Origin of the sequence: Amycolatopsis sp. NBC_01480 (assembly GCF_036227205.1) — a bacterium.
Lineage (GTDB): Bacteria > Actinomycetota > Actinomycetes > Mycobacteriales > Pseudonocardiaceae > Amycolatopsis.
This window is the reverse complement of record NZ_CP109442.1, coordinates 5,767,288-5,781,425: the sequence shown is the minus strand read 5'-3', so window position 1 is coordinate 5,781,425 and position 14,138 is coordinate 5,767,288. Positions and strand designations below refer to the sequence as shown.

At 64.3% G+C, this 14,138-nt stretch carries 13 protein-coding genes; 4 read left to right on the top strand and 9 right to left on the bottom strand.

The genetic code is table 11. The features are described from left to right. Positions 1-29 precede the first annotated feature (29 nt). Genes OG371_RS27685 through OG371_RS27675 form a run of 3 tightly spaced genes read right to left on the bottom strand, consistent with a single transcriptional unit; the run spans position 30 to position 1,746 of the window. Positions 30-914 (bottom strand): IS3 family transposase, encoded by an 885-nt coding sequence (locus OG371_RS27685; protein WP_329057889.1) that lies wholly within the window; start codon positions 912-914, stop codon positions 30-32. Further along, positions 911-1,198, bottom strand: a complete 288-nt coding sequence (locus OG371_RS27680; RefSeq protein ID WP_329057890.1) for a transposase — start codon at positions 1,196-1,198, stop codon at positions 911-913. The genes OG371_RS27685 and OG371_RS27680 overlap by 4 nt, the downstream gene beginning before the upstream one ends. Before the next feature lie 32 nt (positions 1,199-1,230). Further along, positions 1,231-1,746 carry an ATP-binding protein gene (locus OG371_RS27675; protein WP_329058134.1) on the bottom strand — a complete coding sequence of 172 codons (516 nt, stop codon included), beginning with the start codon at positions 1,744-1,746 and terminating at the stop codon, positions 1,231-1,233. 222 nt (positions 1,747-1,968) lie between these two features. Between OG371_RS27675 and OG371_RS27670 the strand changes: the two genes are divergently transcribed. After that, a complete protein-coding gene (locus tag OG371_RS27670) occupies positions 1,969-2,301 on the top strand; it encodes a transposase (protein ID WP_329057902.1) in 333 nt (110 codons plus the stop codon). After that, on the top strand, positions 2,301-3,215 hold the full coding sequence (locus OG371_RS27665; RefSeq protein WP_329057475.1) for an IS3 family transposase: 915 nt from the start codon (positions 2,301-2,303) through the stop codon (positions 3,213-3,215). The genes OG371_RS27670 and OG371_RS27665 overlap by 1 nt, the downstream gene beginning before the upstream one ends. Here the strand turns inward: OG371_RS27665 and OG371_RS27660 are convergent. The 4 genes from OG371_RS27660 to OG371_RS27645 all read right to left on the bottom strand — a co-directional run bounded on the left by OG371_RS27660 (position 3,163) and on the right by OG371_RS27645 (position 8,516). Continuing rightward, entirely contained in the window at positions 3,163-3,642 is a 480-nt protein-coding gene (locus OG371_RS27660) for a hypothetical protein (protein WP_329058133.1), read from the bottom strand. The two genes, OG371_RS27665 and OG371_RS27660, sit on opposite strands and share 53 nt — an antisense overlap. 636 nt (positions 3,643-4,278) lie before the next feature. Next, a complete protein-coding gene (locus OG371_RS27655) occupies positions 4,279-4,701 on the bottom strand; it encodes a hypothetical protein (protein ID WP_329058132.1) in 423 nt (140 codons plus the stop codon). After that, entirely contained in the window at positions 4,698-6,866 is a 2,169-nt protein-coding gene (locus tag OG371_RS27650) for a hypothetical protein (protein WP_329058131.1), read from the bottom strand. The genes OG371_RS27655 and OG371_RS27650 overlap by 4 nt, the downstream gene beginning before the upstream one ends. A gap of 816 nt (positions 6,867-7,682) precedes the next feature. After that, the gene (locus OG371_RS27645; RefSeq protein ID WP_329058130.1) at positions 7,683-8,516 is read right to left on the bottom strand and encodes an enoyl-CoA hydratase/isomerase family protein; all 834 of its coding nucleotides are present in this window, start codon (positions 8,514-8,516) and stop codon (positions 7,683-7,685) included. 106 nt (positions 8,517-8,622) lie between these two features. Between OG371_RS27645 and OG371_RS27640 the strand changes: the two genes are divergently transcribed. Both OG371_RS27640 and OG371_RS27635 read left to right on the top strand, forming a co-directional pair. Beyond that, a complete protein-coding gene (locus OG371_RS27640; RefSeq protein ID WP_329058129.1) occupies positions 8,623-9,036 on the top strand; it encodes a winged helix-turn-helix transcriptional regulator in 414 nt (137 codons plus the stop codon). A 247-nt stretch (positions 9,037-9,283) separates the two neighbouring features. Further along, complete coding sequence (locus OG371_RS27635) at positions 9,284-11,158, top strand: AAA family ATPase (protein WP_329058128.1); 1,875 nt, start codon at positions 9,284-9,286, stop codon at positions 11,156-11,158. Between the two features lie 1,561 nt (positions 11,159-12,719). Here OG371_RS27635 and OG371_RS27630 read toward each other — a convergent pair. Beyond that, the gene (locus OG371_RS27630; protein WP_329058127.1) at positions 12,720-12,995 is read right to left on the bottom strand and encodes a hypothetical protein; all 276 of its coding nucleotides are present in this window, start codon (positions 12,993-12,995) and stop codon (positions 12,720-12,722) included. Between the two features lie 30 nt (positions 12,996-13,025). Next, positions 13,026-14,132, bottom strand: a complete 1,107-nt coding sequence (gene rlmN, locus OG371_RS27625; RefSeq protein WP_329058126.1) for a 23S rRNA (adenine(2503)-C(2))-methyltransferase RlmN — start codon at positions 14,130-14,132, stop codon at positions 13,026-13,028. Positions 14,133-14,138 lie beyond the last annotated feature (6 nt).

The window sequence follows — 14,138 nt, the reverse complement described above, 5'->3', positions numbered from 1 at the left end:
GTTGCCCCCGGGATCCGGACACCGGGGTTTTATGCCGCGAGGGCGATAGGTTGACGATAGCTGATGCGGGTTTCGTGGGGTGTTCGGTATCCGAGTGTCGAATGTAGACGGTCGTGGTTGTAGTAGCTGAGGTAGGCGAACACTGCCCGGCGGGCGTCGTCGCGGGTGGCCCAGACCTGGGTCCCGATCTCGGTTTTGAGGGTCGCGAAGAACGACTCGGCGACGGCGTTGTCGTAGCACGACCCGACCCGCCCCATCGACGGCCGCATACCCGCCGCCGTGAGTGCGGCGCGGAAGGTCGAGGAGGTGTACTGGGAACCACGATCGGAGTGGAAGATCGCATCAGCACTGGTCAGACCACGTCCCACGGCGAGATCGACCGCATCGCATACCAACTCGGCACGCATGTGCTCAGCCATCGCGTGACCGGCCGCTTCCCGGGTATGCAGGTCCAGCACGGTCGCCAGATACAACCATCCTTCCTGGGTGGGCAGGTAGGTGATGTCGCCGACGAACCGCTCGCCGGGAGCGTCGGCGGTGAAGTCCCGGCTGATCAGGTCTGGTGCCGGTGCGGCGGTCGTGTCCTGCTTGGTCAGGGACCGGCGGCGCCGGCGGGTCAGCCCGACGATCCGGCGCTGGCGCATGATCCGTTCAACGCGTTTGTGGTTGACCACCCGGCCCCGGCGGCGCAGTTCGACGGTGACCCGCGGGCAGCCGTAGCGCCCACGGTGCTCGGTGTGGACCTCGGCGATCTCGGTGGCCAGTTCCTCCTCGGTCGCGGCGTGCGCGGCCCTGACAGGGGCGGCTGCGATCCATTCGTAGAACCCGGGGCGGCGGACACCCAGGACCCGGCACAGCAGTGCGACAGCGAAGCTGGCGCGGTGTTCGGAGATGAACCGGTAGCTGCAGGTCAACGACCCATCTCCTTCGCGAAATAGGCGGCCGCTTTCCGCAGAATCTCCTTCTCCACCTCCAGTTCCGCCACCCGCTTACGCAGTGTCCGCAGCTCGTCCTGATCGGCGCCCGACACAGCGGACGGTTGCCCGGCCTGCTTCTCGGCGGTCTTGACCCAGTTGCGCAGGGTCTCGTGGTTCACGCCCAGGTCGCGGGCGACCTGGCGCAGCGGACGATCAGAGTTGCGGACCAACTCGACTGCGTCCTTGCGGAACTGCTCGGGATACTTCGACGGACGTGGCACCAGGACATCCTTCCCCAGACCACTGTCTGGGCTCAGAGTGTCCGGCCCGAAGGGGGAACCTCAACCGTCGCATCCGCCACGTTATCCAGAATGAGCAGCCAGGGGTTCTGCCAGCGGGACAACAGGATCAGCGCCGCGGACCGGGCGTCGCGGATGCGGCCCGCTTCACCCGGGGGCAAGAGGAATTCCAGCAAACCGCGGAATTCGGCGTCAATAGCGTCGGAATCTTCCGCCCGGATCCACCACACGACCTGGTAGTCACCTTGGTGTCGCTGGGCGTAAGCACGGGCCAAGGTCGTCTTGCCGACACCTCCCATGCCGCACAAAATGCGGACCACGGGCATGCGACCGGTCGCCAGTCCGACGCCCAGTTGCCTCAACTCGTCTTCGCGCCCCACGACGCGAACAAGACCTCCGACCTGAGGACAGATCACTCGGTCGACCATCGTGCGGGAAGCCGCAGCCGCGAGCGTCTGGTTGACGATGACCTGGCCGACCTGGCCGAACGCGTTGCCGAAGCGGCCAGCTGCCACGAGCGGGTTGGGCACAGAGACGCCGGACGCGGTCAGCCCTGGTTTCGCGTCGGCTCCAGAGGGTCCGGGAGGTTAACCCCGACTGAGCCGCCCGTGACCCCACCGATCGCGATACCTCCGCCGGTCGCACTTACCCCTCCGGCGACGACGACGGCGTGGTCTCCCGCGACCGCCCTGGGTGAGGTTCCCCCTGGGCGGTGGACACCGAGCTAGCAGGACTGCGGTCCTGCTGGAAGGATGTCCGTTATGCCTCCTCGTAAGCGTCGGTCGTACACGGCCGAGTACAAGATTGAGGCTGCGCATCGTGTGATCGACTCCGACCGCACGATCGCCGAGGTTGCCCGTGAGCTGGGGATCGATCCGGGGATGTTCAGTGTCTGGGTCAAAGACGAACGGCGGAGGATCGCCGCCGCCGGGGTCCACGGCGAGAAACCCCTGGAAGCTGCAGAGCAAGCCGAACTGCTGCGATTGCGCAGGCAGGTGGCCGAGCTGGAGAAGGACAACGCGTTCTTGGTAAAAGCGTCGGCGTACTTTGCCGCGATGCAGAAGAACCCGCGAGGTTCGATCTGATGGCGAAGTACGCCGGCCCCGACGAGCCCGCCGGCTCCACACCACCCGAGGGCACACGGTTCTCTGTCCTGCGCATGGCGCGGCTGCTCGGTGTCTCGACGTCCGGCTACTACGCGTACATGAAACGTTCCGCAGCAACGATGTTGACGCCCCGGCGGCAGCGCCGCGCTGATCTGGCGGTGAAGATCCTCGACGTACACACCGAGTCCGACGGTACCTACGGGTCCCCGCGGATCACCGCCGAACTACGGGCACGCGGTGAAACAGTGAACGAGAAAACCGTCGCGGCAATCATGGCCGGAATCGGGATCGAGGGCATCAGTCCCCGCACCTTCAAAGTCCGCACCACGGTGGTTGACCCGGCGGCGTCGTTTCCGCCGGATCTGGTGCGACGCAACTTCGACCAGGGCAAGCTCGACGCGGTCTGGCTGACCGACATCACCTACCTCACCTGCGGTGAGGGTGATCTGTACTTGTGCGCGATCCGCGACGGGCATTCCCGCCGCGTGCTCGGGCACATCGTCGCCGACCATATCGGTGCTGACATGGTCTGTGAGGCCATCGACGCGGCGGTGGCCTGCCGCAGCCGCGGTGTCGCCGGCACAGTGCTGCATTCCGATCGCGGTGGGGAATTCACGGCCGGGTTGACGGCGCGAGCCTGCGACCGGTACGGGTTGAAACGGTCGATGGGTGAGACCGGTATCTGCTGGGACAACAGCCCCGCGGAATCGTTCTGGTCAACGTTCAAGCACGAGTACTTTTACCGCCACACGTTCACAGTCAAGGCAGAACTTGTTGCTGCAGTTGACAAGTGGATCGGTCGGTACAACAATGAGAGGCGTCACTCGGCTATCGGGATGCTCAATCCTGTGTGCTACGAACAGTCCCTGACAGGCGCAGCGAAAGCTGCTTGAAGACCTGTCCACTGTTCGGGGGGAACCTCAACTCGCCGCAGCGATCGGAGGAAGACGCGAGCACGAAGGCCACGCTCCGGGCAACCAGCTCACATCGCACCGGGCCGAGTGGTTCGTCGCGGACCTGATGGGTCTGATCAGAGCAGCTGGCGAGTTTTTCAACATCGGGAACTACGAACTGCGCGTTGGCATCGAACACGATCACACGAAGCCTCTGTTCATCACCACCGTCGACAACTCTGGTCTCATTTACACCGATAACCTGCCCATCAGCAGGTTCATCCCGATCGACATCACAGTGCAAAGCAACGTCGTTGACGCCGACTACCTCAATCAGGTTCGGCAGGTCGCATTGGACGTCGTGAACCAGGCTGGGATCCACAGGCTGTGGACGATCAGCAGCAGTCCCTAGTTCGTCGGCGCACACGAAGCCAATCGAATCCGACAACCTCGCGTGCAACGGGCCACCTGACGACGTCCGCCAGGTCTTCCCAGGCTTATGTCTAGAGTTTCTTTACTTGTTCAAGGCGCGGCCCCTGCGGGGCCGCGCTGCCGGGACGGGCGCCCCGGAGAATGCGGCCAGGCGTTGAATCCCCGGGGACCCGCACCGGCAGCGACCCACAAACCCCGAGAAGCGACTCACGCTGCGGAGGCCAGCGAACCCCGGCGCCTCAGTCGAATGGATGCAAACGCTCCCACCGGTCACCGGCGATCGCGCGGACTACCCCACCGGACTGCCATCTGGTGAGCAGTCACGCCTGGCTCAACCCGCCAGGAAGCGCCGGCGCTTCGGCAGGTAGTGGGCCGCCAACGCTCAGCGCGTCATACACAGGAAAACTCAGGGCAGACCGGCGAACCAGCAGGAATAGGTACCGCTCCGAGAGCGGTTCAAGCCGCTGGCGCCCCGGTTGCATTTCCTCGACGACCTCGGGCTGCTTTGCGTGGGCTACCTCGGCCCGCACCTGCCCAACACCAAGACCAACTAGGGCCGGCGGCGTCTTGATGAGGGCGGTGGTGGCGTGCTCCGAGGCCATCGGAGCACGCCACCACCACTTCCTGCTTCTCACGCCGCGGTGATCGGAGTTTCCATGTCGATCAACGGATGAGCCGAACCTTCAGCGGGCCTGAGCGCGAAGGCAACCCAGCCTTCGCATCGGCGGACGACCTCCAGCGACGTCTTCGGTGTCACGGGCAAGATCGTGACGGCGTACCAGCGGGCGCGTCGTTCCGGTCGCCGCAGGTGCTCGCGCACCCGGGCTCGCACGGCAGTCACGTCCTTGAGGCGACAGACGCTTCCCACGTACCGGCAGTCACCCCGGGTACCCCAGGTGATGTACACCGCCGAGGTCGGCGTCGACGACACCCGCGCGTAGCGCGCTACAGTCATCGTGCAGGCTTGGAGGCCGCCGGCTGGCAGGTCGAGCACCGGCCGCATCAGGCCGACGGCCTGCTCGATCTGGCGCCGCATGATCGCGGTCGGCGTCATGCGCGCACCGACGGAGCGCCGTCATCTCCAAACAGGGCCCCCTCGACTTCGTCGTCATCCGGGTCATCGGCGATGATTACCCGCGGGGCAGGACCGTAGGTGTTCAGGACGTCGCGACTCCCCTGCAGGCTGACCTTGATCGCCTCGACGTTCTCGTAGCCGCCGAAGACGGCCTTGCCCTGCGACTGCGAGAGCGTCGCAAGCCCGTGGGCCGCCTTCTGCACCGCCTGCGCTCCATCGAGCAGCATCCGTCGGAGCTTGACCGCTTCCGGCTCCGTCTGCTTCCCATCCCCGCCGCCGGACTGGTCCTTCGTGGCAGTGTCGATGGCCTCCTGCGAGCGCCGCGGGTCGGCCGCGTAGACGATGTGCCACTCCGAGTAGATCTCCGCCTGCACGTCGCTCAAGTCCATGACACGGTCGCCGTCGACGAACGTGCCCTCCGGGTCGTTGTGCGTGTGGAACTGCTTGGCGATCCCCTCGTTGATGTGCGCGACGGCCAGCGAGTGCAGCGTCCTCAAGCCACCCTTGGACTTGGCGAGCTCCTCCACCACGCGGTACGGGCGCAGCCGCAGAGGCACGTACCGGACCTCACCGCCAGCCAAGGGATTCAGCTTCGACCCGCGGTCACGGGTGATCAGCCCGTCGAGCATCGCCGCGGCACCGCCGAGGACGCACAGCTCAGCGACCGCCGACTGGTCTCCGTCCAGCGCCGCCCGGAGGACTGCGTCCAGGACCTCGAACGGCGTCTCACCCCGGGTCAGCTTCCACGTGGTCGCCCACACCTGCTCGCTGATCGGGCCGCCGTCGGCAAAAGCGTTAACTGCGACCCCGTAGCCCTCCCACGACCGATACCCGGACAGCGCCGTGGCCGCGATCTGCTTGCCGATCGCCAGGCGGTTCGGCCTGCTGTTGTTGAATTCCTCCGCGAACAGGGTCCGCATCTCGGGGTACCACGTGGTCAGGATCGCCTTGAGCGAGACCGCGACCGCCCACAGCCGGTGCGCGGGAACACCGAGCGTGGCGTGCATCTGCTCGACGGTGCAGCGGCCCTCGATCACCATCCGCTCGTCGGCGGTGATCAGGTGACCGTTGAGGGCGCGGCGGAGCAGGCGGGCCATTCCCTGCTCCGCCTGTGCCACCGCACCCCACGGTGTCGCGTCCGTGTGGATCGTCGCGATCACGTCCTCGCGCGCGGCGACCAAGTCGGTCAATGGACCCGCGCCGTCAGTGGTCAGCCCGCCGACCACGACAACGGAGGGCGCGGTGGTGGTGTGCCCGGCGCGGATCGTCGCCTCGCTGAGGGCCGCTTCCTTCAGACCCTTGTTGACCCGAACGATCCGGGAGGTGAGCTGGTCACGCACGTGCCGGGCCGAGGCCCGCTGCACCGTCTTACCGGTGATCGTCCCGACGACGGTCTCGATGCAGGCGGTCGCCGCGTCGTCGACCTTCCCGCCGACCCGTCCCTTCCACATCGAGACGAGGCGGGAGTTGCCGTCGATCGCGACGAGGTAGTACTCGTCTGCCGATCCGTCCGCGAACCGGATGCGGATCGGGACGAGCAGCAGTGGCTCCTTCACGCCGGACTGCAGGACGCTGGCGGTGTAGTCGTTGCCGACGGTCGAGCTGTCCGGAAGGGTCCTGACGAAGGCTTCCCGGATCCGCGCAGCGAACTCTTGGTGGTCGGCGACCTGCAGCTCGAGCATCGCATAGGGCCTGTTGTTCGGTCCGGTGGCGGTCGTGAGGTTCGCTGCCGGCCGCTCTCCAGTCGCGTTGTCGAGCTGGTTGAGGAGCGTGTGGGCCCAGCGGGCGCCGGCCAGATCGGGGATGACGCCGATGTCGATGAACCGGTCGTGCTGTTGGGTGACGAGCACGTCGCCCTCACCGACACGCTTGGAGTTCAGCAACGACGTCTGCCCGCCGTTCGCCGCCGGGTACGGCTCGACCAGCAGCTTGAAGCGGTCCGGATCGGTCAGGCCGCCGGTGATCACCGACGCGGCCTCGTCGGGCAGGTTGACAGCCTGGTTGCGTTGCAGCGCGGACCGGACGGAGGTGAGGTTACGTGCCGGGAGCGGTGTCGGCAGGGGCCGCGGTCGGTGCTTGAGAGCCGGCATCTTCCCGTCGTCGTCGGAGCCAGGCTCTGCTGTGGAGATCGATGTGGTGCTCACGGTGCCCTCCTTGGACACTCGCGCGCACAGGCCGAGGGCGACGTGCCGTCTCGACCCCGCCGCCGGAACCCGCATGCCGCGGGATGGGCGTCCAATCCGTCAGTCGCCGGCTCTCAGGTCCGGGTCGTGGCGGGCCGGCTCGGAGTTGCCGTCGGTCGGGTTGTGATTCCGGTCCGCCGGCTCGTGCCGGGTTGACCATCCCGTGCGGGATGTCGCCGAAATCGCGTCACGCTGCAGCTCATAGGTCTGCGGCGCCCGAGTGTCAGGACCACCGAAGCGGTGCGCGATCGAGACTCGAAAGCCTCGACGCCTACAGGTTACCGCTGAAGTGATCTGTCTCACGGGCGGGTCTCGTAAGGCTGCTTGCGGACGCAACATCGTCCCAGGGCCTTACAGCAACGACCTGTCGCGATCGCTGCCGTCGCCGGCGCCGGCGCGGGGAGTAGCCCATCCCGCGTCGGCGACACGGACCGCCCGCCCGGTGTCGGTCGAGGGCGGCGTGAGCAGCGCCGACGGTCCTGTTGTCGGCGTTGTGCAGGTTGACGTGGTGGTCAACCGTTCGGCGTACCGGTGTTGGAGTCACTTCCGGCCGTACCGGGGGGTAGGGCGTGTCCCGGCGGGGCCGGGCGTGTTCGCAGGCCGGACCCAGGAGCGAGCCAAGCCGCGCCGGGTGACGGGCAGCGGCGCGCGCCTCTTCATTCGTGCCCCAAGTGAGCCGATGGCTTTCCCGGGCAACGGCCGGCTCGGTCCTCCGAGATCACCACACGTACGGGATGAGCCGGGCGCGGTTCGCTGCAAACTGCCACCCGCCGAGACTCAGCGGGCGATGGTGCGCATCAACGTTTCGAGATCGCGCTCACCTTCGCGTGTCTGAACCCCGTTCGGCACCGCCGCGGCCATCAGCTTCTGCACGGCCGGCGATTCGACCTGAGACGCCCACGCGTCGTGCTCGCGCCGGTATCCGGCGGTGAGGTCGTCGGCGGGCAAAGCGCGCTTCACCGCGGCGACGACCCCGTCGGGCAACGCAGCAATGTTGCGGGCGACCCGATCGACGAAACCGCGCAGCTCGGCGGCCGGCACGGCCCGGTTGATCCAGCCGTAGGCCGCGGCGGTCTGCGCGTCGACCAGGTCAGCGGCCAGGACGATCTCCAGAGCACGGTTGCGCCCGACCCGCTCACGCAAGTACTGCGTACCGCCACCACCCGGAACGATGCCCATGAGTGCCTCGACCTGGCCGAGCCCGGCCGTCTCCGCCGCAGCGAAAGCCATGTCCGCGGCCGCGACGAACTCCGCGCCACCGCCGCGGGCCTTGCCCGCGAGCTCGACGATCGTCACCTGAGGCTGGTGGCGCAGCAGCTCGCCGACGGCCTGGAACACATTGACCCCCGCCGGTGCCGCCTTGGCGAGTTCGTCGAGGCCGTCGGTGTCCTCCAGGATCAGCATGTCGACGTGGGCGAGGAAGAACTCGGGGTCGGCGCTGGCGAAGACGACGACCCGGACCGAAGGATCGTCACGGAACCCGTCGAGCACGGTGCGCAGCTCCCGCATCATCGTCGAGCCGAGCACGTTCACCGGCGGGTTGTGCAGCACGACGCGGGCGACCCCGCGATCGGTGCTCACGTGCAGGGTCGAGTAGGGCTGTTCGGTCATCACGGATCCCTCGCGTTACTGATCGGCCTGTAGGTTTGCGATGCATACCCATGCTGGTCAGCACGACGATGAAGATCAAGAACGCACTTTGGGAGAACCAGGGATCATGAGGGATACCTACCTGCTCGGCGAGGCCGCGGACGTCACCGGCGGCCGGGTCGTGTTCCGCTCGGACTGTCCCAGCCGGCCGATCCTCGACCAGATCGCGGACAAGTGGTCCATGATGATCATGGCGGTGCTGGAGCGGCCGACGCGGTTCAACGAGCTGATGCGCCGGCTGGAGGGGGTCACGCAGCGGGTGCTCACCCAGTCGTTGCGCCGCCTGGAACGCAACGGGATGATCCGCCGCACCGTGCTGCCGACCTCGCCGGTCGGCGTCGAGTACTCCCTGACCCCGCTGGGCGAGTCACTGCGGGAGCCGTTCGGTCACCTCTACTCCTGGACGGTCGACCACAGCGCACAGATCCAGCAAGCCCAGCAGACCTACGACCACCGCACCGACCGCGGGTCCACACCGTGAAATCGGCTGTACGTCGAACCACTTCGTTGCCGGGTGACAGAGAGTAATAATCAAGCTCGTAGAACACGCTCAACCTCATCAGTTGAACTACCCGTCGGCGAGCTTCCGCAGGTCACCACACCGCCCCGCGCGCCTCCGGCCTGACTACCTGCCTCACCGTCGAGCATCGGGACACAATTTCACTACGAACAGCCCGCGATGCCGAGTGGCACGCAACAATCGCCAAGCACGTGACGATGATCGTAGAGTGACCGATTCGCAAGATGCCGACATGCCGATCCTCGAGACCACCGCGCCAACCGAGGACACCGGCGAGTCAATCACGTCACCAGTTACAATCGATTCACCTCGTCGGCCGGTCACAATCCAAAGAGTCTATTTCCAACGCTTCAAACAATTCAAGAATACCGCAATCACCCTCCGGCCCGGCGTATCTTTGATCGCTGGCGGGAACAACTCAGGCAAAACTTCACTACTTCACGGACTTGCCGTTTGGGAGTTTTGCAGAACGGCTACCCGCATGGAGCGAGGTGAAGATGGACTGCTCCCCGAGGCAATTACAAGGCAAGGTTTCGGCCTTGGCGATGAGCAATTTTCCCCCATCAACGTTCCATCGCTCAAACACCTCTGGACAAATCTTAAATCAGCCAAGGAGCCAGACGCAACAGACGGCGGCTACACTTTACGCCTCACATGCGAATGGGACCAGGATGGCATCGCAAAAGTGCTCGGATTCGGCCTAGCTTTGGTGAATGATCGTCTCTTCATCAAGACGTCGACCTCCAACCTCCACCCCGGCGATCGAACACCAGCCATCGCTTACTTGCCTCCGTTCGCCGGGATAACCTCACGAGAGGAGCGGACCAACGGCGCCATCAGAAGGCGTCGCATTGGTGAAGGCCTCGCCGGGGCGGTATTGCGGAATCTTCTTCTAGATATGCATCAAGCAAATCTCAGGAAGCGCGCCGAACTGCTTGAACGTCCACTGACTGCACCAGGAAAGCGTCGGACGAAGATCAGCGATTCAGATCTAAAACGACTTCGCGAGGAAGATCCCTGGGAACTTCTGCTGCACACTCTCCGCAGCGTATTTCAAACGGAACTCCAAGTGAAGGATTTTCGAGAGGAGTACCACTCGTATATTGAGGTTCTAGTCGATAGAGGCACAGTAGACGGCTACCAGTTCAAGCGTCATCATGGCTACAACCTCCGCGACCTAATGGTGGAGGGAAGCGGATTTCTGCAATGGCTGAGCGTTTACACTCTCGCCACATCACCCGAAGCAGATGTCCTACTATTCGACGAGCCGGACGCACACCTGCACCCAACCCTGCAAAAAGAGTTACTGGATCGATTGACTGATCTAGCATCAAATGTCGGAAAACAGGTCCTTTTGGCAACTCACTCAAGCGAGATTCTGCGCAATGCGGCCCCCGCCAGAATACTTGAGATAAAACCAGGCGGTTCCACGCGATATCTTGTCGAAGAGCATCAGAAGGTGGGCCTACTCGAAGGCCTCGGATCCGGCTATGCTCCACGTATTGATCAAATCCGCAACTCTAAGCATGTTCTTTTTGTCGAAGGCACGACGGACGTACCCATTCTTAAAAGCCTCGCGGAGACGGCAGGTATGCCGTGGCCTGACAGTTGGATAGAGTGGCGAACCACAACCTCCCACAAGGAACGTAAAGCCCTGTGGCGAGCACTCAACGAAGATATTCCGGGCATAGTCGCTGTCAGCTTACGCGACAGAGACGATGAGCCCATCAAGTCCGTAGACCAAGACCTACAGGACCACAATTTCCCCGACAACGGCGATTTTTACTCGCGCAAATGGCGTCGTCGCTACATTGAAGCCTATTTACTGTGGCCACCCACCCTCGCTGAATGCTCAGGAAGGACCGAGAACGAAGTCGCAGAATTCTTGCGAGATCAGCATGGTATCGCCATTGGGGCAACTTTTATCAATCAAAATGCCCCTCAGACATTGATGAATATTCACGCGAAGGAAATTCTATCCGGACTTGGCGTGAACGCAATCGAAGTAGCAAAGAGGCTTCCATCCGAAGCAATCTGCGAAGATGTCATCGTGTTCCTTAAACTGCTGGCAACAGGCCGGTAGATCGAGCAATAGGCAACTTTGGCTAAACTCACGAATTGCCTACCGTCAAGCCATCTCACTTGGTGCACACTCGCCATCCCCTACGGGTTAATTGTCACCATCCAGGCCTACCTCGCGGTGACCACGCACGCGATCTAGGGACACGCTCCTTGCGGCTACCCGCCGCGGCCAATGGCGCACACTGCCTGTCAATGCCGTGGCCTCGCCGTTGCCGGCGCACGGTCAGATATCATTGCGGCGATCGACAATCCACCAAGCTGCACCTTGCCATGCAACCAGCGTCTGAATGGTTGCGTAGTCAGCCAGTGGCGGTATTAGACTGCGAGGCACTGGAGCTCTTCTTAAGCTTCTCGCCCATTCGTCGACAACGCGACGCAACCGTGGAGCTCGTGGTCGACAGGCATCAGCTAGGACAGCTAGGTGCTCGGCCAATCCGTCATACCTGACGACCTCTCCTTTGCGACCTGATACGCCTAGCAATGATGCGAATAACTGGTCGAACGACTCAACGGACCGAGTGCGCCCGGCGGGGTTTCCACGGCCATGCGTGCCCGCCTTGTTATATGTCCACACTTGATGGCGACCGAAGACGCTAGGCGCTACGTAGCCAGATCGAGAGATAATGGCTTTTTGCATCTGGGCGATCTCTAGCTCGCCGAGGGTATGGAAGGCAGGCGCAGCGTATCGGACAACGGCTGCGCCCACTAGGTTCTTCTCTAGCCTCTTAAGTACTTCGTGTTGTTCTCTACTGCGCACGAATCGGTAGTATGGACCGTGCCATAGTCGCCGCTGCGCTGCTCGCGATCCATAGAGGTACTCTGGTCGTTTGAATTGCAGGATCAGGCTTTTAGGAATTCGTGGCAGATCCGCAGATTTTGGCATTCCAGAGCGTGAGTTCACCCAGTGTGACGGCAAGAGCGAGAGGCCGCGAGGTCGAGGTACCCCGAGCACCGTCCAAATCAGGTGCTCCGGGTCAGGATCTGCAGCAGCATCGAAACCAGTCAACTTTTCCAGTACCTGCCCGGGCGCGAAGACTAGCCGGTCGCCGCCCGACCCGGCCGCAAGCTCCGCGTTGTACGCGATCTCATAGGTCTTTTCCTCGAAGCTTGCAGCAACCACTGCACCAGGATGGGCACACGTCAGCGGCATTGCACGCATGACTCGCCGAAGCCGCCTCAACCGGCGATGAGGTGTAACCGCGCGGCCGATCGAGACGATGTAGTGCTCATGTCTGCATCGAGGGTCGCCTGATGGCGTACCACGCCACTTGGCGCGCGCTCGCCATCACTTACGGCGTCGTCGCATTCATGCAGCTCTTCCTAGGGCTGACCGTGCATGCGACCTGGGCTTGGGTAGTCGCCGCGACCTGCGCAGTCATTTCCGGCGGATTTGGAGTCGCGGCCGTTCGCGGACAGCGCATCTTGTCGAACGACAGAAAGGCGAACGCGCCCCACCGTCGGAGGATCTATGCACGAGCAGCGGCAATCGGGGCCGATGGTGGACTGGACGGCAGCAGTTTGAGGCCGCTTGCAATCTCACCCAAGACGCGGCGCCAAGATCGCTAGCGAGCCAGCCAGGGGGCCAGCAGCTTCTCCAGATCAGCATCGGACAGGGCACGTGGACCGCCGTGGAACTCGTGCCATCGCGATGCGTCACACGCGGCCGTGTACTCGACCTCGAAGGCGCGCATCAGGACGTACATGAACGTCACCGAGCTGAACCGCTCACCCAGCAACGTCCGCGCCTCGCGCGCCACTTCGGTGGCACCACGGCCGACCACGTCCGCGAGTCGAAGCTCGTCCGCAGCCGGATCCAACAGGCTGGGGGCATACATCACGACAAACTCTCCATCATCGAAACGAACAACTCAGCCTTCAGCAGCCAGCTGGCCACAGGCTGCGGCGATGTCCTGGCCACGGGTGTCCCGCACCGTGCACGCGACACCGCCGGCGTTCACCAAGCGGACGAACTCGCGCTCGACCGGCTTCGGCGACGCGTCCCACTTGCTACCCGGGGTCGGGTTCAACGGAATCACGTTCACGTGGACCAGCTGGCCCAGGTGCTTGCGCAACCGCTTCGCGAGCAGCTCCGCCCGCCACGGCTGGTCGTTGATGTCCCGGATCAGCGCGTACTCGATCGAGACCCGGCGACCGGAGGTGTCGGCGTAGTACCGCGCGGCTGACAGCACCTCGTCGACCGACCAGCGCTCGTTCACCGGCACGAGCGTGTCCCGCAGTTCGTCGTCCGGCGTGTGCAGCGACACGGCGAGGCGGACCTGCATCTTCTCGTCCGCCAGCTTGCGGATCGCCGGCGCCAGGCCCACGGTCGACACCGTGACAGAACGCTGCCCGATCCCCAGACCCCCTGGTGCAGGGTCGGTAATGCGGCGAACAGCCTTCACAACTCGGACAAAGTTCGCTAAAGGTTCACCCATACCCATAAAGACGATGTTCGACAGCCGCCCGGGACCGCCGGCCATCTTGCCGTCGCGCATGACCGCCGCCGCCGAGCGGACCTGGTCCACGATCTCCGCCGTCGACAGGTTGCGGTCCAAGCCGCCCTGGCCGGTCGCGCAGAAGGGGCACGCCATGCCGCAGCCGGCCTGGCTCGAGATGCACAGCGTCGCGCGGTCCGGGTAGCGCATCAGGACGCTCTCCAGCAACGTGCCGTCGTGCGCACGCCACAGCGTCTTGCGGGTCGCGCCCTTGTCGGCCTCCAGCGCGCGGACCTCCGTCAGCAGCGTCGGCATCAGGTCGGCGACCAAGCGCTCACGGGAAGCCGCCGGGATGTCTGTCATCTCCGCCGGGTCGACCGTCAAGCGCGAGAAGTAGTGGTTCGACAGCTGCTTCGCGCGGAACGGCTTCTCCCCCAGCTCGGCCACCGCGGCGGCGCGGTCGGCCACCGAAAGGTCGGCGAGGTGGCGCGGCGGCAGGCCGCGCTTGGGGGCGTCGAAGACGAGGGGGAGGGCAGTCATAACCTG

What these genes read in the sequence shown, in the direction of transcription:
- OG371_RS27670 (WP_329057902.1), top strand. Translation starts at nt 1,969, where the DNA reads ATGTCCGTTATGCCTCCTCGTAAGCGTCGGTCGTACACGGCCGAGTAC.
- OG371_RS27665 (WP_329057475.1), top strand. Translation starts at nt 2,301, where the DNA reads ATGGCGAAGTACGCCGGCCCCGACGAGCCCGCCGGCTCCACACCACCC.
- OG371_RS27655 (WP_329058132.1), bottom strand. Translation starts at nt 4,701, where the DNA reads ATGACGCCGACCGCGATCATGCGGCGCCAGATCGAGCAGGCCGTCGGC.
- OG371_RS27645 (WP_329058130.1), bottom strand. Translation starts at nt 8,516, where the DNA reads ATGACCGAACAGCCCTACTCGACCCTGCACGTGAGCACCGATCGCGGG.
- OG371_RS27640 (WP_329058129.1), top strand. Translation starts at nt 8,623, where the DNA reads ATGAGGGATACCTACCTGCTCGGCGAGGCCGCGGACGTCACCGGCGGC.
- rlmN (WP_329058126.1), bottom strand. Translation starts at nt 14,132, where the DNA reads ATGACTGCCCTCCCCCTCGTCTTCGACGCCCCCAAGCGCGGCCTGCCG.